Below are 17,177 nucleotides of genomic sequence, written 5' to 3'. Positions count from 1 at the left end.
TCAAGGACGCTTGATACGTCAAGCATGCTTGACAGGCCCGCGTGTGTCAAGGTCGCTTGACGCGACGAGCTGCGCGCGTACCCGCACCGACCTGGCCGGCCTAGCCGTCAGCCCGCGACCGGGCGGGCGCCGAGGATCGCCGTGCCGACGCGCACGATCGTGGCGCCCTCGGCTATCGCGAGCTCGAGGTCGGCGCTCATGCCCATGCTCAGCTCGGTCGCCTCCTCGGTGCCGGGCGCACCGGACGCGAGCACGGCGTCGCGCAGCTCGCGCAGGCGGGCGTAGCCAGCTCGGACGAGCGCCGCGTCGCGGGAGTTCGCACCGATCGTCATGAGGCCGCGCAGACGCAGGCCCGGCACGACGGCGACGGCCGTCGCGAGCGCGACCGCGTCGTCGGGCGTCGCGCCCGCCTTGGTCTCCTCGCCCGTCACGTTGACCTGCACGAGCACGTCGAGGGTGCGGTCCGCGGCCGCGGCCCGGGACCCGAGAGCCTGCGCGAGGGACAGGGAGTCGACCGTCTCGACGCACGTGACGACGTCGCCCGCCCGCAGCAGGGCGTTGATCTTGTTCGACTGCAGCCGGCCGATCATGTGCACGCGGGGTCGCTCGTCGAGAGCGGCGAGCGTCGGGGCTTTCGCAGCGATGTCCTGGACGCGGCTCTCCCCGAGGAGGACAGCGCCGGCCCGGACAGCCTCGACCGTCCGCTCCGTCGTCACCGTCTTCGTCGCGACGACGAGCGCGACGTCCCCCGGGTCGCGTCCGGCGGTCGCGCACGCGGACAAGATCCGCTCCGTGACCTGCGCGATCGCGGCGGAGATCGCTTCGGTGCTCATGACGGTCCATGGTAGTCGCGCGGGTCCATGCACCATGATGGGGCCCATGACGCAGACGGCAGCCGGCGCCCAGACCCGTGAACGCGGCGCCGCCCCGACTCCGGGTCCCACCTCGGCGTGGCCTGCCGCCGCGCTCGCGGCCGTCGCGTTCGGCGCCTACCTGACGCTCAGCCTCGCGCGGTGGAACCGCTGGGACACACCGAGCTGGGACAACGCGATCTTCGAGCAGGGCATCCGCGGGTGGGCCGGGCCTGGCTGGCCGATCGTCGACATCAAGGGGCACGAGTTCAACCAGCTCGGTGACCACTTCTCGCCGATCATCGCGCTTGTCGCTCCGTTCTACCGCGTGTTCCCGTCGCCCGTGACGCTGCTCGTCGCGCAGTGCGTGCTCGTCGCGATCTCGGTCGTGCCGCTGACCGTCCTCGCGCGCCGTCGGCTCGGCGCTGTGCCCGGCCTGCTCGTCGGTGCCGCCTACGCCTCGTCGTGGGGCGTGCAGTCGGCGATCGACGTGCAGTTCCACGAGTACGCGTTCGCCGCTCCGATCCTCGCCTTCGGCCTCAAGGCCGCGCTCGAGAAGCGGTGGACGCCCGCGTGCGTCTGGATAGCCCTCCTGCTGCTCGTCAAGGAGGACATGGGCCTGACCGTGGCCGGCTTCGGGGCGGTGCTGTGGCTCTGGGGGGAACGCCGCCGCGCGTGGCAGATGGTCGCGATCGGGCTCGGGGGCATGGCCCTCGTCCTCGGGGTGGTCATCCCGCTGTTCAACCCGCGTCACCAGTACGACTACTGGGGCAAGCTCAGCGAGGACGGCGGTGACACCGCTACATCTGCGGGCTCGCTCCTCGCGGGCCTGTGGCGGATCGTCACCCACTTCTTCGTCCCCGGCCAGAAGATCACCACGCTCCTGCTCATCGTCGCGATCTCGGGGCTCGTGGCACTGCGCTCGCCGCTCCTGCTGATGATCGTGCCCACGATCGTGTGGCGGTACGCCGGGTCGACCGAGTTCTACTGGGGGCCGACCTGGCACTACTCGCTCATCCTCATGCCGATCGTGTTCGTCGCGGCGATCGACGGCTGCGAGCGGCTCGTCGGGTCAGGCTCGCGCGCGCTGCGCGGGTATGGGCGCGCGGCACCGGTCGTGATGGTGCTCGTGAGCGCCGCGCTGCTGCCGTCGTTCCCGCTCGGCAATCTCGCGCGCCCCAGCACGTACGAGGTCCCTGAGCACGCCTCGGCCGGGGCTGCGGCGCTGGCGACGATCCCGGCAGGCTCGTCCGTGACGACGGACCTCGGGCTGATCGTCCGGCTCGCGACGGAGCACCGCGCCTACTGGGTCGGCAACGACGGGAACCCGGCGACCGACTACGTCGCGATCCGCACCGACCACGGCTGGGGACCGGACGGTCCGACCGACGCGGCCGAGTACGCCGAGCTGTTGTACCCAGGACACACCTACGAGACGGTGTTCGACGACGGCGGCTACCTCGTCGCCCGCCGCACCTCCTGACCCACGTCCACCCCCTCGAGAGGACACTCGTGCGCACGATCCTCAACGTCGTCTGGCTCGTCTTCGCCGGGTTCTGGCTCGCGGTCGGCTACCTCGTCGCCGGGGTGATCTGCTGCCTGCTGATCGTCACCATCCCGTTCGGCATCGCCTCGTTCCGCATCGCGAGCTACGTCTTGTGGCCGTTCGGTCGGACCGTCGTGCCCAAGCCCGGCATGCGGGTGGGCGCGACGATCGGGAACGTGATCTGGGTGCTCGTCGCCGGCTGGTGGCTCGCGCTCGAGCACCTCGTCACCGGCATCGCTCTGTGCGTGACGATCATCGGCATCCCGATGGGCATCGCGTGCTTCAAGCTCATCCCGGTGTCGCTCGTCCCGCTCGGCAAGGACATCGTGCCGACCGGCCGCGCAGGGTTCTGAACCGGGGCGCACGAGTGCCTAGCGGCGTGCCCCCTGACCGATAGGCGCGACGACCGCGCCCGTCAGCGCGACGAGGTCACCGGGCGCGAGGCTGAGGTCGAGGCCGCGCCGCCCGCCCGAGACGAGCACCGTCTCGTGCTCGAGGGCGCTGTCGTCGACGACCGTGCGCAGCCGCTGGCGCTGGCCGAGCGGCGAGATCCCGCCGACGACGTAGCCCGTCGCGCGCTCCGCAGCGGCAGGCTCGGCCATGACCGCCTTCTTCGCACCGACCGCGTGCGCGAGCGCCTTGAGGTTGAGCTGCCCCGAGACGGGGACGACACCGACGACCAGGGCGCCGTCGGCCACCGCGAGGAGCGTCTTGAACACCCTCGCCGGGTCGACGCCGATCGCGTGCGCGGCCTCGAGGCCATAGCCGAGATCGCTGCGCGGGTCGTGCTCGTACGCGTGCACGGTGTGGGCCACGCCCGCGGCCTCGAGGGCCGCGACCGCTGGGGTCCCGCCGCGCGCCGCGGCCGACTTCTTCGCCATGCGAGCGACGATATCCGTTCGGGGCGCCACGGTCTGACGTGGTTTCATGGCGAGATGCCGCTCCCTGGAACCCCCCGCTTCCCCGACGACGTCCCGACCCTGACCGAGGGTGACGTGACGCTTCGCGCGCACAGCGAACAGGACGCGCCTGACGTCGTCGTCCAGTGCACCGACCCAGTCTCCGTCCGGTGGACGACCGTGCCGCACCCGTACGACCTCGAGATGGCGCGCGGCTGGATCCGCGAGGTCGTCCCGGGCGGCTGGGAGGCCGGCACCGAGCACGCGTTCGCGATCGAGTCGACGCACCCCGACGGCGTGCGCCGCTTCGCGGGCACGGTCTCCGTGCGTGACGCCGGCCCAGGACGCGGCGAGATCGCGTTCGGCGCGCACCCCGACATCCGCGGGCGCGGGGTCATGACGATCGCCGTCGACCTGCTGCTGCGCTACGCCTTCGACACGCTCGGCCTGCGGGTGGTCGTCTGGTACGCGAACGTCGGCAACGTCGGCTCGCGCCGAGTCGCCTGGAAGAGCGGGTTCACGTTCGGCGGCACGATGCACGCGTGGCTCGACCACCGCGGCGAGTCGACCGACGCGTGGGTCGCCACACGGCACCGCGACGACCCTGCCGGGCCGCAGGGCCCGTGGGACGACGGCTCCGGCCCGACGGCCTAGCGTGACGCGGCGCGGGCTGCGCGCTCGGCGAGGCCTGCGAAGGCAGCGCGCAGCTCGTCGGGCCCGACGACGTCGACGTCCGCCTCGAAGCGGGCGAGCGACGCCGCGAGCCCGGTCCACGACCACGACCCGCACGTGACCTCGCACCGGTCGGCGTCGACCGGGATGACGACGCCGTCGGGCACGAAGGGCGCGACCTCCCCGGCGGGGCGGTGCAGGACTGCCGTGCCCTCGCACGGCCAGCGGTCCGCGGCCGCCGCGCCCTTGAACCGTGCGGCGACGTACGCCGCGACGTCGGGGTTCGGCAGGGCGCGCGGCGTGAAGCGGGCCCCGCGGGGCGTGCGGAGGGTCATGCGATCGACCCGGAACAGGCGCCAGTCGTCACGGTCGAGGTCCCAGGCGAGCAGGTACCAGCGCCCGCGGGCGGCGACGAGACGGTGCGGTTCGACGCGCCGAGGCGAGGCCGGGAGGCTCTCGCCGGCGGGTGCGGTGGTCCGCCCGTAGGCGAAGCGCAGGACCTCCCGTGCCCGGACCGAGGCCGAGATCTCGACGAGCGTCTCGTGCGGCACCACGGCATCCGACGCCGGGAGGGCGACCGTGAACTCGAGAGCCTCGAGGCGTCGGCGCAGGCGTGCCGGCATCACCTGCTTGAGCGTCGTGAGGGCGCGCACCGCGGCCTCCTCGATCCCGGCATCGGTCGCGGTCGCGGACTGGAGGGCGAGCGTGAGGGCGAGAGCCTGGTCGTCGTCGAACAGGAGGGGCGGCAGCTCGCGGCCGTGCTCGAGACGGTATCCGCCGTCAGGGCCGGGCGTCGCGTCGATCGCGTACCCCAGCTCGCGGAGCCGGTCGACGTCGCGGCGGACGGTCCGGTGGCTGACCGCCAGCCGGCGCGCGAGCTCGGGACCGGACCAAGGGCGGCCAGCCTGCAGGAGCGAGAGGAGCCCGAGCAGCCGCGCCGTGCTCGACGAGGTCGTCATGCGCTCAACCTAGCCGCGATCGAGGACAGAACCTGTCCGCGTCGCCCTCGAGAGTGGTCTCGTCAGCATCCACGCACCGAAGGAGCAGCCATGAGCATCTCGACGACCCCCCACCTGAACTTCCGCGGAACCGCCCGCGCCGCCCTCGAGCGCTACCAGGAGGTGTTCGGCGGCGCTCTGACTCTCACCACCTACGCCGAGGTCGGCATGCCGGCCGACGCACCCGGCGCAGGGCTCGTCGTCTTCGGACAGGTCGACACGGCCGACGGCTTCCGCGTCATGGCCTACGACGTGCCCGGCACGGGCGACGGCGCACCGATCACCGCGGGAACGACACGCCGCGAGAACGGCGCGACGCTCACCGAGCAGCCGTTCTTCGTGTCCGTGCGCGGCTCCGAGCTCGCCGAGGTGCAGCGCCTGTTCGAGGGGCTCGCCAAGGGCGGGAGCGTCGTCGAGCCGCTTGCAGCATCCGCGTGGAGCCCAGGCTTCGGCATGCTCGTCGACCCGTTCGGCGTCACCTGGGTGATCGACGTCGCGCCCGCGCACTCAGCCTGACGGGACTCCCTGCGGCGGCCGGTGCCGCCGCAGGGACGCACGTCAGAGCGTCCCGACCTCCGTCACCTGGAGCACGACCTCGCCCGCCTCGTCCGACGCGTCGAGGTCGACCACGGCGCGGACGTGCCACGCCCGGTCACCGTCCGGGTCGTCGAGGACCTGGCGCACGGCCCAGCGGCGCGGGTCGCCGTCGACCTGCTCGGTGATCTCCACGAGCTTCGGCGACCGTGCCGCGCCGGTGATGCCGATCGCGTCGTCGCCGTACTCCTCGAACATCGGGTCGAGTGCGTCCGCCCACGCGTCGGCGTCCCAGCCGTCCGCGGCGTCGAGCGCGCCGAGCGCCGAGTACGCCTCGCGCGACGCGAGCTCGACGCGGCGGAACATGGCGTTGCGGACGAGCACGCGGAACGAGCGGACGTTGCCCGTGACGGGACGCGCGGGTGCCTCCGCGCCGGTGCCCGAGAGGGGGCCGTCGCCCGTGAGCGTGTCCGCGTCGTCGTCGACCGGGTTGGCGAGCCGCTCCCACTCGTCGAGCAGGCTCGAGTCCGTGCCGTGCACGACCTCGCCGAGCCACTCGACGAGCTCCTCGACCTCCTCGGTGCGGTGCTCGGCCGCGACCGTCTGCCGCAGCGTGCGGTACGCGTCAGCGAGGTAGCGCAGCAGCACGCCCTCGGTGCGGTCCAGCTGGTAGCGCGACACGAACTCCGAGAACGTCTGCGCCCGCTCGATCATGTCCCGCACGACCGACTTCGGGCTCAGCTCCTGGTCCGCGACCCACGGGTTGCCCTTCTTGTACGACGCGAACGCGGGGACGAGCAGGTCCTCGAGCGGCCTGGGCCACGAGACCTCCTCGAGCAGCGCCATCCGCTCCTCGTACTCGTAGCCCTCGGCCTTGAGCGCGCCGATCGCCTCGCCCCGGGCCGCCCGCTCCTGTGCGTACAGCACCTGCCGCGGGTCCGAGAGCGTCGCCTCGACGATCGAGACGACGTCGAGCGCGTGCGTCGGCGAATCGACGTCGAGCAGCTCTTGCGCCGCGAGCGCGAAGGGGGACAGCGGCTGGTTGAGCGCGAAGTCCCGCGGCAGGTCGACCGTGAGGCGCACGGTCGGGCGCGTCACGCCGTCTGGCCCCGTCACGCGGGACTTCTCGACGATGCCCGCCTGCCGCAGCGACCGGTAGATGCGGAACACCTGGCGCACGTGCCGCGCCTTCGCCGCGTCCGCGTCGTGGTTGGCGGTGAGCAGGTGGCGCATCGCCGTGATCGCGGCGGTCCCGTCGTCGTCCCGCTCGGCGCGGGCCAGCACGTTGAGGACCATCGCGTGGTTGACGGTGAAGTGGCTCGTGAGCGGCTCCGGATCGGCGTCGCGCAAGCGCTCGAACGTCTTGTCGGTCCAGTTGACCGACCCTTCCGGGGCCTTCTTGCGGACAATCTTCTTGAGCTTCTTCGGGTCGTCGCCGGCCTTGGCGAGCAGCTTGCGGTTCTCGATGACGTGCTCGGGCGCCATGACCAGCACGTCGCCGACCGTGTCGAAGCCTGCGCGCCCGGCGCGCCCGGCGATCTGGTGGAACTCGCGCGCCGTGAGGTGGCGCATGCGCTCGCCGTCGTACTTGACGAGGCTCGTGAACAGGACCGTGCGGATCGGCACGTTGATGCCGACGCCGAGCGTGTCCGTCCCGCACACGACCTTGAGCAGGCCCTGCTGCGTGAGGCGCTCGACGACACGGCGGTACTTCGGCAGCATCCCCGCGTGGTGCACACCGATGCCCGCCCGCAAGAACTTGCTGAGCACCCGGCCGAAGCCCGACGAGAACCGGAAGTCTCCGAGCTCCGTGGCGATCGCGTCGCGCTCCGCGCGCGTCGCGACGTTCATGGAGAGCAGGGCCTGCGCGCGGTCGACGGCGTCCTTCTGCGTGAAGTGCACGATGTAGACGGGCGCGCGGTGCGTCTGCACGAGCTCCTCGATGACGTCGCCGAGCGGCTCGACGACGTACTCGAAGCTGAGCGGCACGGGACGCTCGGCACCCGTGACGAGCGCGACCGGACGACGCGTGCGCCTCTCGATGTCCTCGACGAAGAACGACGTGTCGCCGAGCGTCGCGCTCATCAGCAGGAACTGGGTGTCGGGCAGCTCGAGGAGCGGCACCTGCCATGCCCAGCCGCGCTGCGGGTCGGCGTAGAAGTGGAACTCGTCCATGACGACCTGCGAGATCGCGTCCTGCCCCGTGCGCGTGCCGCCGTCGCGCAGCGCGATGTTCGCGAGGATCTCCGCCGTGCAGCAGATGATCGGCGCCTCCGGGTTGACCGCGGAGTCGCCCGTCATCATGCCGACGTTCTCGGAGCCGAACACGTCGACGAGCGCGAAGAACTTCTCGCTCACGAGCGCCTTGAGCGGAGCCGTGTAGTACGTCCGCCCGCCCGTGGCTGCCCGGAACGCCGCGAGCGCGGCGAAGTGCGCGCCCGTCGCGACGAGCGACTTGCCCGACCCGGTCGGCGTGGACAGGATCACGTGCGAGCCCGACACGAGCTCCATGAGCGCCTCGGACTGCGCCGGGTACAGCGCGAGCCCTCGTCCGGCGGTCCACTCCTCGAACGCCTCGAACAGGGCGTCGGCGTCGGTCGTGGCGGGGAGGGCAGCGGTCAGGCTCGCAGTGTGGGTGCTCATCGTGGCTCCATCGTCTCAGGCATGAGCACCCTCGCGCTCACGGGTCGCGGGTCAGGCCGCCGGGCCCGGACGCGCCTTCGCCCGCAGACGCAGCAGGAGGACGCCGTTGGCGAGGTCGGGGACGGCGTCGAGCAGCACGAGCGCGCCGGCCGCCCATAGCGGCCACACGACGCCGCCGATCGAGACGCCGGACGCTGCCGCGACGCACAGCGCGGCGCCGACCGCAGCCTCCGCCGCGGAAACGGCGACGAGCACACCCGGACGGTGCCACAGCCACCTCCGGTAGCGCGCGTACCTGCCGTCGCCCTGCGGTTCCTCGGTCAGGATCGCGTAAATGCCGCGCGAGATCGCACCGCCCGTGCTGCTCTCAGGCTCGACCTGCTCCGCGCCCGGCGCGGTGAGCCAGCGGCGCGGCGCCGCAGACGGCTCCTGGTCCACGTCCTCGACCAGCTCGGCGAGCCCTGCTGGCATGCCGAGGGCAGCAGCGCCGTCGGCGAGGAGAGTCTCGGGGACGAGCGGCAGGCTCTCGAGCGCCGCGCGGCTGGCAGCATCGACGCGTCCCGTCTCGGGGACGTCCCGGTACCCGGTGCTGCCCAGCTCGGCGGCGAGACGCGACGCGGGCGTGCCCGCGGGATCGTCGAGAACCGACGTCGTGCGCGGGCCCACGCCCACCTGGCCGGTGACCGGGGCGAGGCGCCGGCGGTCACACCACCGGACCTGGCGCGCGCCGCCGTGGCGGGCCAGCTCGACCACCGGGAGGTCACCGCCGCCCACGGGAAGGTCCCTGAGCGACAGCACAGGGGCGTCGTCGGGGAGCGCGACGACGGTCCACCCGTCGACGGTCGCGTGCACGACCGGGACACCAGCCATCAGTGCGAGGGCTCGCACGACCATCGGGGAGGCGGTCGTCGCGCGCCATGCGACGAGAGTGCGTTCGACCTCGGGCAGGATCGGTAGGTCGTCGACCATGCGGTGGGACCCATCCGGGGTGACGACGGCGACCCAGTCGACCAGGATGTCGGCCCCGGTCGCCTCGGCCAGCTGGCGCGCGACGTCCTCGAACGCCGGGCCAGGCTGCAGGTCCCCAGCCGAGCTGATCAGGACCCGTTCGTCCTCCCCGGCCGCGAGCACCGCGACCACGCAGCCGTCACCGCTGGCGGAGCCGTCGACGACGGCCGCGACGACACGTCCCCCGCGCAGGACGTCGACGACCTCGTCGATGCGCACCGGGCCGTCAGGACGTGGCCGCACGCGCAGCTCGATCGTCGAGTGATCGGGGATCCGGGCGTCGTCGTCGGACGGGGAACGGGTGGTGGCGTGAGTGCGCATCTGTCCTCCGGGGTCGGGACGGAAGCACCATCATGCCTGAGCAGACCACCAGGTCGCGGGGCCTGCCGGACGGTGCTAGCAAGGACGCATGGTCCAGCTCTTGACGGTCGGCCACGGCACGCTCGACCGGGCGGGGCTCGGCGAGCTGCTTCGTGCGGCCGGTGTGGCCGGGCTCGTCGATGTCCGGCGCTTACCGGGTTCGCGACGCAACCTCGACGTCGCGCGGGACGTGCTGCCCTCGTGGCTCCCCGACGAAGGGGTGTCGTACCGGTGGGACGAGCGCCTCGGCGGCCGCCGCCGCATCCCGCCGGGGGAGGAGCCGCGCGACACTTGGTGGCGCGTCGAGGCGTTCCGCGCCTACTCCGCCTGGACGCGCACTCCCGAGTTCGGTGAGGCGCTCACGGAGCTGCTCGACGACGCGGCCGAGCGCACGGTCGTGATCATGTGCAGCGAGTCGGTCTGGTGGCGCTGCCACCGCCGCGTCATCTCGGACGTCGCGGTGCTCGCCCGCTCGGCAGAGGTGCGTCACCTCATGCACGACGGCCGCCTCGTCCACCACGCCCCTGCAGAAGGTGCACGTCTCGACTCGGACGGGAGCGTCGTGTGGGACGGCGATCAGTGATCCTGCCTGCCGACGTCGGTCCTAGTCGCGAGCGTCACCGCGACCTGGGAGGCGTGCGCGCTCGCGGAACCGGCGGACGGCCATCCTCCGGACGCACTCGGCGCTCGCCAGGACGATCACGCCGCAGACGAGGAGGAACGGCACCTCTCCTGTCGTCAGCACACCCGCGAGGTCGAGGAACGCGGGCACGAGGAGGGCCGCCGCGAAGAGATAGTAGAAAACCGCAGCGGCCGCCAGTACTCCAGGATGGTCCCGCAGGAACCTGCGCGTCCGTGGTAGCCAGCCCTCGCCCTCGAACCACCTCTCCTCGTCCTGCCGCACCGACGCCGCGAACGCGGCGCGCCACTTCCATCGCGGTGACACCCGGGAGCCGCCCTCGGGCCAGGGGTGCGGCCACGTGTCCGGCTGAGCGTTCTCGACGAGCGAAGCAGCGAGCTCCGGGAAGCCGACGAGCCCCGACAAGCGGGCGAGAATCTCGCCACCAGCCACGTCAGCCGCAGACATCGTGGACAGCGTCTCGACCGTCTCGGCGTCGATCCCACGGCGGTCGCCCTCGATTACGAGCTGCGGCTCTGCGAGCAGTCGGGTGAGCGTCGCCACGTCGCTGGTGTCGTCGCACGGATGGGGCACGGGGACAGCGGCAGGGAACCAGCGAGCGACGACTCCTCCCGCCCTCAGGCCAGACGTGACGTAGAGGAACGCTCGCGTCTCTCCGGCGCGCGTCATGGCGACGAGCGGACGCTCATGCGGCAGGAAGGTGACGGCGTCGAGATCGAGGACCTCGCGCGCGAGGGCGGGCAGGACCAACACGTCACCGAACCGGTGGTGGGCGAAGGTCCCTGCTGGTGCAGCGAGGAGAGTCCACGATCCGGAGGCGAGGGTGAGCAACGACGTGCCGGCCGCCTTCGCGAGGTCGCGCTTCACAAGCTCGTTGCCGGGTGCGGTGCGCCAGCCGATCACCGTGCACGCGTCGAAGTGTGCCCACGGTGCGTCCGTCCAGTCGCCGAAGGTCCCGTCGGGGAGGGCCAGGGTGCCGTCCTCGAGCAGGACGCTGTCGCCCGCGTGATGAGCGAGGGCTGTCGCGAGGTCCAGCACGTCTATCCCGGGGCGTACCTCGCCGTCGACAGCGTGGAGGACGCGGCCTTCGTCGTCGATGATGATGCGGGCGAACATCGCAGCCCGTACCCCGAGTGTGACGCCGTCGAGCGTCGCGCCCAGCACCCCGCGGGAGCGGAGCAGCTCTTCCACGACGTGCCTCGCGACCGGGCGGGCACCCTCGGGGCGGCTGCTCAGCGGCAGGAGCACGAGCTCGACCCGCTCACGCCCTTCGAGCAGCTCGTCAGGAGTGTCGGCGTCAGCGGTCGTCATGCCTCGAGCAGGTCGTCGGACACTGCGACGATCCGTTCGCGCAGGAGCGTTGCGAGGTGGTGCGATCCCAGTGCGGTCGTGCTCACTCGTCCAGGCTAGGGCACGGCCGGGGGAGGTCCGTGAGAGGGCGGGCACACGCCCTGCAGAAGGCGCGGCTCGACCGCGACGGGGTCGTCTGGGACGGGCCTGCCTGAGCGGAGCCAGGATGTCCCGACCGGTTCATCCGGGGGACGCCCCGCAGACGATGTGCAGACATCTGCCCAGGTCAAGGTCTCGGTGACGGTCCGGACGGACCCCTCCCGAGCCTTGAAGGACGACGATCCCATGTCAGTGCACAGCCGCTGGACGGCCACCGCTCTCGCCGCCACGATGACTCTCGCCCTCGCCGCGTGCGGCACCGGCGCCGCTGCAGACAGCCCTGCCACGTCCGCGTCAGGCGACGCCTCGAAGGCCGCAACCGCCCAGACCGCCGCCGACCTCGGCGGCCTCGACGCACTCGTCGCGGCAGCGAAGGCCGAGGGCCAGATCAACGTGATCGCTCTCCCGGACGACTGGGCCAACTACGGCGCCGTCAAGGCCGGCTTCCAGAAGAAGTACGGGATCACGGTCAACTCGATCCTCCCGGACGCCTCCTCGAAGGAGGAGATCGCCGCTGCCGAGGCGAACAAGGGCACCGCCCAGGCGCCTGACGTCTTCGACCTGGGGACGAACGTCGCGCTCGAGTCCACCGCCTACTTCGCGCCGTACAAGGTCGAGGCGTGGGACAAGATCCCCGCCGAGAACAAGGAATCCTCCGGTCTGTGGGTCAACGACTACACGGGCATCATGAGCGTCGGCTACAACGCGACGAAGTACGGCGAGATCACCTCGCTCGACCAGCTGACCGACGAGAAGTTCCGCGGAGCGGTCGCGCTCAACGGCAAGCCGGCAGAGGCCGGAGCCGCGTTCAACGGCTTCCTCATGGCCAACGCTGCCAAGGGCGGCACGTTCGACGACCTGCAGCCAGGGCTCGACTTCTTCGCGAGCCTCGCCGAGGCGGGCACGCTCAACGTCAAGGACGTGACGGCCGGCACGGTCGACGCAGGCGAGCACGGCGTCGTCATGGACTGGTCCTACAACCAGCTCTCGACGCAGGCGCGCCTCGCAGAGAAGGGCGTCGAGTGGAAGGTGTTCGTCCCCGAGGGCGGCGAGATCGCCTCGTTCTACAACCAGGCCATCAACAAGGACGCGCCGCACCCGGCGGCCGCACGCCTGTGGCAGGAGTACCTGTTCTCGGCTGAGGCCCAGAACCTGTGGCTCGCCGGGGGCGCCCGCCCCGTGCTGTTCGACGCGCTCCAGGCTGACGGAACTCTCGACGCAGCCGCGGCCGGCTCGCTCCCCGAGGTGTCCGGGACTCCGCAGACGCCGACGATCGAGCAGGCCGAGAAGGCCAACGCCGTCCTCGCGCAGAGCTGGGAATCCACGGTCTCCTGATGGTGACTGCCACCGTGCCCGTCGGGCGCGCGGACACCGCGCGCCCCGCAGCTTCCGCTCGCAGCCGGGCCGTCGCCCGGCTGCGAGCGGGAGCGGGCCTCGCGCCTTTCTTCGGGTACACGGCCGTGTTCCTGCTGCTGCCGACGCTCATCGTGGTGGACGGCGCCTTCCGAGGAGCCGACGGCGCGCTCACGCTCGACGGGCTGCGGGACGCTGCGACGGCCCGCACCGCGCAGGTGTTCTGGACGTCCACGTGGCTGTCCGCCGTCACGGCGGCGATCGGTACCGTCGTCGGCGGGGCGCTCGCCTACGCGCTCTCCACGGCGCCGGTCACGAGCGTCCCGCGGAAGGTGCTCACGGGCTTCTCCTCGGTCCTCGCGCAGTTCGGCGGGGTGATGCTCGCGTTCGCGTTCATCGCGACGCTCGGCACCAACGGCATGGTGACGCGGCTCGTGTACGAGCAGCTCGGACTACAGGTCCCGCCCGACCTGCTGTCGAGCATGACAGGCCTCGTCGTCGTGTACGCCTACTTCCAGGTGCCGCTCATGATCATCGTCTTCCTGCCGGCGCTCGACCGGCTGCGCCCGCAGTGGCGCGAGGCGACGGCCGTCATGGGTGGGACCACCGCGCAGTTCTGGCGTCGTGTCGCCGGGCCGATCCTCCTGCCCCAGGTACTCGGGGCCTTCCTGCTGCTGTTCGCGAACGCGTTCTCCGCGTTCGCGACCGCGGCCGCCCTGATCTCGCAGCAGACGGTCCTCGTGCCGATGGCGATCGAGTCGGCGATCCGCAACGAGAACAACACCGGCATGGACTCCTACGCGCAGGTGCTCGCGCTCGGCATGGTCGTGGTCGTCGCCCTGGTCATGGGCGGGCACGCCCTCCTGCTGCGCCGAGCCGCCCGCTGGACGAAGGACGCCCGATGACCGCCCCCACGCTCACGGGTGGCACCTCGCACGCTGGCCGTGCCAGGCGACGTCAGGCCGTGATGCGCCGCACCGTCCTCAGCGTCGGGACGGTCGCGATGCTCGTCCCGGTCGTCGCGCTCCTCGAGTACTCCGTGCGGTTCCCGCTCACGGGAGCCGTCGACCTCTCGGCTTGGCGCAAGATCGTCGCGGGCCGCACGACGGAGTACCAGTCGCTCGCCCCGCTGTGGTCCGGCCTGACGAGCTCGCTGGTCATGTGCGCGCTGACGGTCGCGATCATGCTCGGACTCCTGCTGCCGACCATGGTGTGGGTGCGGCTGCGGGCGCCCCGGGCGGCTCGCACGCTCGAGCTCGTGTGCCTGCTGCCGCTGTCCATCCCCGCGGTCGTGCTCGTCGTCGGCCTCGCGCCCGTGTACCGCTTCCTCGCGGGGACGCCGCTCGGTTCGTCGACCGTCTGGCTGTCGTTCGCCTACGTGATCCTCGTCCTGCCGTTCGCGTTCCGGGCGCTCGACGCCGGGCTGCGGGTGATCGACCTCGTCACGCTCGCGGAGGCGGCTCGCACGCTCGGGGGCGGCTGGTCCCGCATCTTGCTGCGGGTCGTCGTGCCGAACCTCCGCCCGGCGATCGTGTCCTCGTCGTTCGTGACGGTCGCCGTCGTGCTCGGGGAGTTCACGGTCGCTCGGCTGCTCGCGCGCGAGAACCTCCAGACCGCCCTGTTCCAGGTGAACCTGTCCGACAGCCAGGTCGCCGCCGCGATGGCGTTCGTGCTCCTGACCGGCACGACGGCGCTGCTCGTCACGCTCGAGCTGCTCGCCACGCGCACTGCCCGCACCGCCCGTCCGCGCGGCACCGAGCCTTCCCGGCCCGGCGTCGGGCGTGAGCCCCGAGGAGCCCGTCGATGATCACCCAGCCCGCCCCGACCATGCCCGCCTCCGCCGCCGGCCCTCGGTCTGAGACGCTGGAGGTGGCCGCCGCCCGGCGTCGCACGGGCGACGGCGACGCGTCCGACGTCGTGCTCGACGGCCTGTGGCGTCGCCTCGGCGACGTGCAGGCTCTCGCTGGGATGAGCCTGACGGTCCCAGCCGGGACGCTTGTCGCGCTGCTCGGCCCGAGCGGCTGCGGCAAGACGACGGCTCTGCGCGTGCTCGCCGGGCTCGAGGACCTCGACGCCGGCGCGGTGCGGGTCGCGGGCCGGGACGTCTCCCACGTCCCGGCGCACCGCCGTGACAACGCGATGGTGTTCCAGGCGTTCTCCCTCATGCCGCACATGACGGCAGGCGAGAACGTCGCCTTCGCGCTCGAGCTGCGCGGCGTCTCACGGCGGGCGCGGGCCGCGATCGTCGACGAGCATCTCGAGCTGGTCGGGTTGGGCTCGCACCGCGACCGGTACGCCCACCAGCTCTCGGGCGGGCAGCAGCAGCGCGTCGCCCTCGCCCGCGCGCTCGCGGTGCGCCCCGCCGTGCTCCTCCTGGACGAGCCGTTGTCCGCTCTCGACGCCAAGGTGCGTGTGTCGCTGCGTGACGAGATCCGGCGCATCCAGTCGCAGACCGGCATCACGACGCTCTTCGTGACGCACGACCAGGAGGAGGCGCTCGTCGTCGCCGACCAGGTCGCGGTCATGCGCGCAGGCGCGGTCGTGCAGGTCGACACGCCGCAGGGGCTCTACCAGCGGCCGCGTGACGAGTTCGTCGCGACGTTCATCGGCGCGACGAACCGTGTGCGTGCCCTCGCGTCGGACGGGACGGCACTCGTCGAGGGGTGGGGGCCGGTGCCGCTGCTTCCTGGGTCGGCGCAGGGCGAGGTGACGCTCCTCGTGCGCCCTGAGCACGTGCGTGTCGGCGCCGCCGACTCCCGAGGTGCGCGCGTCGCGGACGTGTCATTCCTGGGCACGCACGCCCAGGTGCGGGTCGCGCTCCCGGGGCGGCTCGACGTCGTCGCGCAGCTCCGGGTCGACGACGCTGCCTCGCTGCGCCCGGGGGACGCGGTCGGTCTGACGTTCGACACGGTGCCTGCGCTCGCGGTCGAGCGGTCGGCGGCGGACGGCGTGGACGTGCGCTGACCTGGGCGGTGGGCGCCGCGGCCTAGTTGATGGTGCCGAGCGCGTCGTCGCACACCGCGACGAGACGTTCGCGCAGGGACGCTGCGCGGTCCGCGAAGCCGCGCTGCCGGGCGGAGTACTCGGCCTTGCCCTCGGCCGTCTCGATCGCGACGGCCGGCAGGCCGTACGACGAGACGTCGTAGGGGGAGGCCTGCATGTCGAGGTAGCGCACGTCCCGTGCCAGCTCGAAACAGTCGAGCAGGAGCGTGCCCGGTACGGCGGGGCCGAGCTTCTCGGCCCACTTGAACAGGTCCATGTTGGCGTGCAGGCAGCCGGGCTGCTCGAGCTCGGGCTGGTTCTCACGCGTTGGCTGCAGCCGGTTGAGCGGTGCTGCCTCGGGCGTGAAGAAGCGGAACGCGTCGAAGTGCGAGCACCGCACGGGATGGGACTCGACGACCTCGTCGGTGCCGCGGGCGCCGAGGCGCAGGGGGAGGGGGTGCCGGGTCGCGTCACCCTGGCGGTACACCATCGCCCACTCGTGCAGGCCGAAGCAGCCGACGTTCGCGGGGCGGCTGGAGGTGCGGGCGAGCAGGTTGCGCACGTAGCGCACCGTGTCGCCACGATCGGCGAGGAACGCCGCGACGTCGAGCGTCACGCCGTCGCCGGCGGGCGCGTGCCAGCGCCAGGTGAGGCGCTCGCGGACCTCCGTGACGTCGTCGGGTGCCGATCCTGGCAGGAGCGTCTCGCCGACGCCGGGGTGCCAGCGGCGAAGTCGCGCCGGGCGGGCTGCGTAGTACGTGAAGAGGAAGTCCTCGACCGCGTGCTTCTCGCCGTGCTGGCGGCGCTCCCGGAAGACGGCGGTGAGCTCGTCGGCGCGTCCGGCGTGCGCCGCCAGGGCCTCGCGCCACTGTGCGGCCTCGAGGGGGCGGGCGCGCGAGGTGGTGCGGTCCGCTGCGGTCATGCTCACCTGTCCAGGCTAGGGCACGGCCGGGGGAGGTCCGTGAGAGAGCGGACCCCCGACCGCCGGGGGTGCAGTCAGGGGTCCGCGTCCAGGGGGCGCCTCAGAAGGTGAAGCCGGACACCTTCTCGCGCAGGTCCGCGGAGAGCCGCGCGAGCTCGTCGACCGCAGTCGTGGACTGGGCGACGACGTCGCTCGTCGTGGTCGCGGCGTGCGCCACGCCGTTGATGTTCTGCGCGATGTCGCCCGAGCCGGTGGCGGCTTCGGAGACGGAGCGGGACATCTCGTTGGTGGTGGCGGTCTGCTCCTCGACGGCGGAGGCG

General features: G+C 72.2%; 17 protein-coding genes. 9 read left to right on the top strand and 8 right to left on the bottom strand.

The features are described 5' to 3' along the window. Positions 1 to 107: 107 nt before the first annotated feature. Positions 108 to 833 carry a YggS family pyridoxal phosphate-dependent enzyme gene (locus AC4F3Q_RS13065; RefSeq protein ID WP_491040347.1) on the bottom strand — a complete coding sequence of 242 codons (726 nt, stop codon included), beginning with the start codon at positions 831 to 833 and terminating at the stop codon, positions 108 to 110. 46 nt (positions 834 to 879) lie between these two features. Between AC4F3Q_RS13065 and AC4F3Q_RS13060 the strand changes: the two genes are divergently transcribed. After that, positions 880 to 2,334, top strand: a complete 1,455-nt coding sequence (locus tag AC4F3Q_RS13060; protein WP_491040346.1) for a DUF2079 domain-containing protein — start codon at positions 880 to 882, stop codon at positions 2,332 to 2,334. Between the two features lie 29 nt (positions 2,335 to 2,363). Continuing rightward, on the top strand, positions 2,364 to 2,750 hold the full coding sequence (locus AC4F3Q_RS13055) for a YccF domain-containing protein (protein ID WP_491040345.1): 387 nt from the start codon (positions 2,364 to 2,366) through the stop codon (positions 2,748 to 2,750). Between the two features lie 18 nt (positions 2,751 to 2,768). Here the strand turns inward: AC4F3Q_RS13055 and ybaK are convergent, their stop codons facing one another. Next, complete coding sequence (gene ybaK / locus AC4F3Q_RS13050) at positions 2,769 to 3,278, bottom strand: Cys-tRNA(Pro) deacylase (protein WP_491040344.1); 510 nt, start codon at positions 3,276 to 3,278, stop codon at positions 2,769 to 2,771. A 54-nt stretch (positions 3,279 to 3,332) separates the two neighbouring features. Here ybaK and AC4F3Q_RS13045 point away from each other — a divergent pair, with 54 nt between their 5' ends. Beyond that, positions 3,333 to 3,950 (top strand): GNAT family N-acetyltransferase, encoded by a 618-nt coding sequence (locus AC4F3Q_RS13045; RefSeq protein WP_491040343.1) that lies wholly within the window; start codon positions 3,333 to 3,335, stop codon positions 3,948 to 3,950. Here AC4F3Q_RS13045 and AC4F3Q_RS13040 read toward each other — a convergent pair. Next, positions 3,947 to 4,927 carry a helix-turn-helix transcriptional regulator gene (locus AC4F3Q_RS13040; protein ID WP_491040342.1) on the bottom strand — a complete coding sequence of 327 codons (981 nt, stop codon included), beginning with the start codon at positions 4,925 to 4,927 and terminating at the stop codon, positions 3,947 to 3,949. The genes AC4F3Q_RS13045 and AC4F3Q_RS13040 overlap by 4 nt on opposite strands. Positions 4,928 to 5,017: 90 nt before the next feature. On the opposite strand from AC4F3Q_RS13040, the gene AC4F3Q_RS13035 reads away from it, so the two are divergent. Continuing rightward, on the top strand, positions 5,018 to 5,482 hold the full coding sequence (locus tag AC4F3Q_RS13035; RefSeq protein ID WP_491040341.1) for a VOC family protein: 465 nt from the start codon (positions 5,018 to 5,020) through the stop codon (positions 5,480 to 5,482). A 42-nt stretch (positions 5,483 to 5,524) separates the two neighbouring features. On the opposite strand, the gene AC4F3Q_RS13030 is transcribed toward AC4F3Q_RS13035, so the two are convergent. Beyond that, positions 5,525 to 8,143, bottom strand: coding sequence for a DEAD/DEAH box helicase (locus AC4F3Q_RS13030; protein ID WP_491040340.1), 2,619 nt, complete (start codon positions 8,141 to 8,143; stop codon positions 5,525 to 5,527). A 51-nt stretch (positions 8,144 to 8,194) separates the two neighbouring features. Next, positions 8,195 to 9,472 carry a hypothetical protein gene (locus tag AC4F3Q_RS13025; RefSeq protein WP_491040339.1) on the bottom strand — a complete coding sequence of 426 codons (1,278 nt, stop codon included), beginning with the start codon at positions 9,470 to 9,472 and terminating at the stop codon, positions 8,195 to 8,197. Positions 9,473 to 9,560: 88 nt separating this feature from the next. Between AC4F3Q_RS13025 and AC4F3Q_RS13020 the strand changes: the two genes are divergently transcribed. Next, positions 9,561 to 10,094 carry a DUF488 domain-containing protein gene (locus AC4F3Q_RS13020; protein WP_491040338.1) on the top strand — a complete coding sequence of 178 codons (534 nt, stop codon included), beginning with the start codon at positions 9,561 to 9,563 and terminating at the stop codon, positions 10,092 to 10,094. A gap of 21 nt (positions 10,095 to 10,115) precedes the next feature. Here the strand turns inward: AC4F3Q_RS13020 and AC4F3Q_RS13015 are convergent, their stop codons facing one another. Beyond that, positions 10,116 to 11,462, bottom strand: a complete 1,347-nt coding sequence (locus AC4F3Q_RS13015) for a hypothetical protein (RefSeq protein ID WP_491040337.1) — start codon at positions 11,460 to 11,462, stop codon at positions 10,116 to 10,118. Positions 11,463 to 11,786: 324 nt separating this feature from the next. Between AC4F3Q_RS13015 and AC4F3Q_RS13010 the strand changes: the two genes are divergently transcribed. Genes AC4F3Q_RS13010 through AC4F3Q_RS12995 form a run of 4 tightly spaced genes read left to right on the top strand, consistent with a single transcriptional unit; the run spans position 11,787 to position 15,917 of the window. Further along, complete coding sequence (locus AC4F3Q_RS13010; protein WP_491040336.1) at positions 11,787 to 12,935, top strand: ABC transporter substrate-binding protein; 1,149 nt, start codon at positions 11,787 to 11,789, stop codon at positions 12,933 to 12,935. Then, the gene (locus tag AC4F3Q_RS13005) at positions 12,935 to 13,858 is read left to right on the top strand and encodes an ABC transporter permease (RefSeq protein WP_491040335.1); all 924 of its coding nucleotides are present in this window, start codon (positions 12,935 to 12,937) and stop codon (positions 13,856 to 13,858) included. The genes AC4F3Q_RS13010 and AC4F3Q_RS13005 overlap by 1 nt, the downstream gene beginning before the upstream one ends. Further along, a complete protein-coding gene (locus AC4F3Q_RS13000; protein ID WP_491040334.1) occupies positions 13,855 to 14,760 on the top strand; it encodes an ABC transporter permease in 906 nt (301 codons plus the stop codon). The genes AC4F3Q_RS13005 and AC4F3Q_RS13000 overlap by 4 nt, the downstream gene beginning before the upstream one ends. Then, positions 14,757 to 15,917 carry an ABC transporter ATP-binding protein gene (locus AC4F3Q_RS12995; protein ID WP_491040333.1) on the top strand — a complete coding sequence of 387 codons (1,161 nt, stop codon included), beginning with the start codon at positions 14,757 to 14,759 and terminating at the stop codon, positions 15,915 to 15,917. The genes AC4F3Q_RS13000 and AC4F3Q_RS12995 overlap by 4 nt, the downstream gene beginning before the upstream one ends. A 22-nt stretch (positions 15,918 to 15,939) precedes the next feature. On the opposite strand, the gene AC4F3Q_RS12990 is transcribed toward AC4F3Q_RS12995, so the two are convergent. Together AC4F3Q_RS12990 and AC4F3Q_RS12985 are read right to left on the bottom strand one after the other, a co-directional pair. After that, positions 15,940 to 16,857, bottom strand: coding sequence for a 3-methyladenine DNA glycosylase (locus AC4F3Q_RS12990; protein ID WP_168447555.1), 918 nt, complete (start codon positions 16,855 to 16,857; stop codon positions 15,940 to 15,942). Positions 16,858 to 16,957: 100 nt separating this feature from the next. After that, a partial coding sequence (locus AC4F3Q_RS12985; protein WP_491040332.1) for a methyl-accepting chemotaxis protein occupies positions 16,958 to 17,177 on the bottom strand: 220 nt, incomplete at its 5' end.

Source organism: Flavimobilis sp. BM9, from assembly GCF_058313055.1.
Note: the sequence above shows the minus strand (reverse complement) of the source record. Positions and strands in the feature narration are given on the sequence as shown.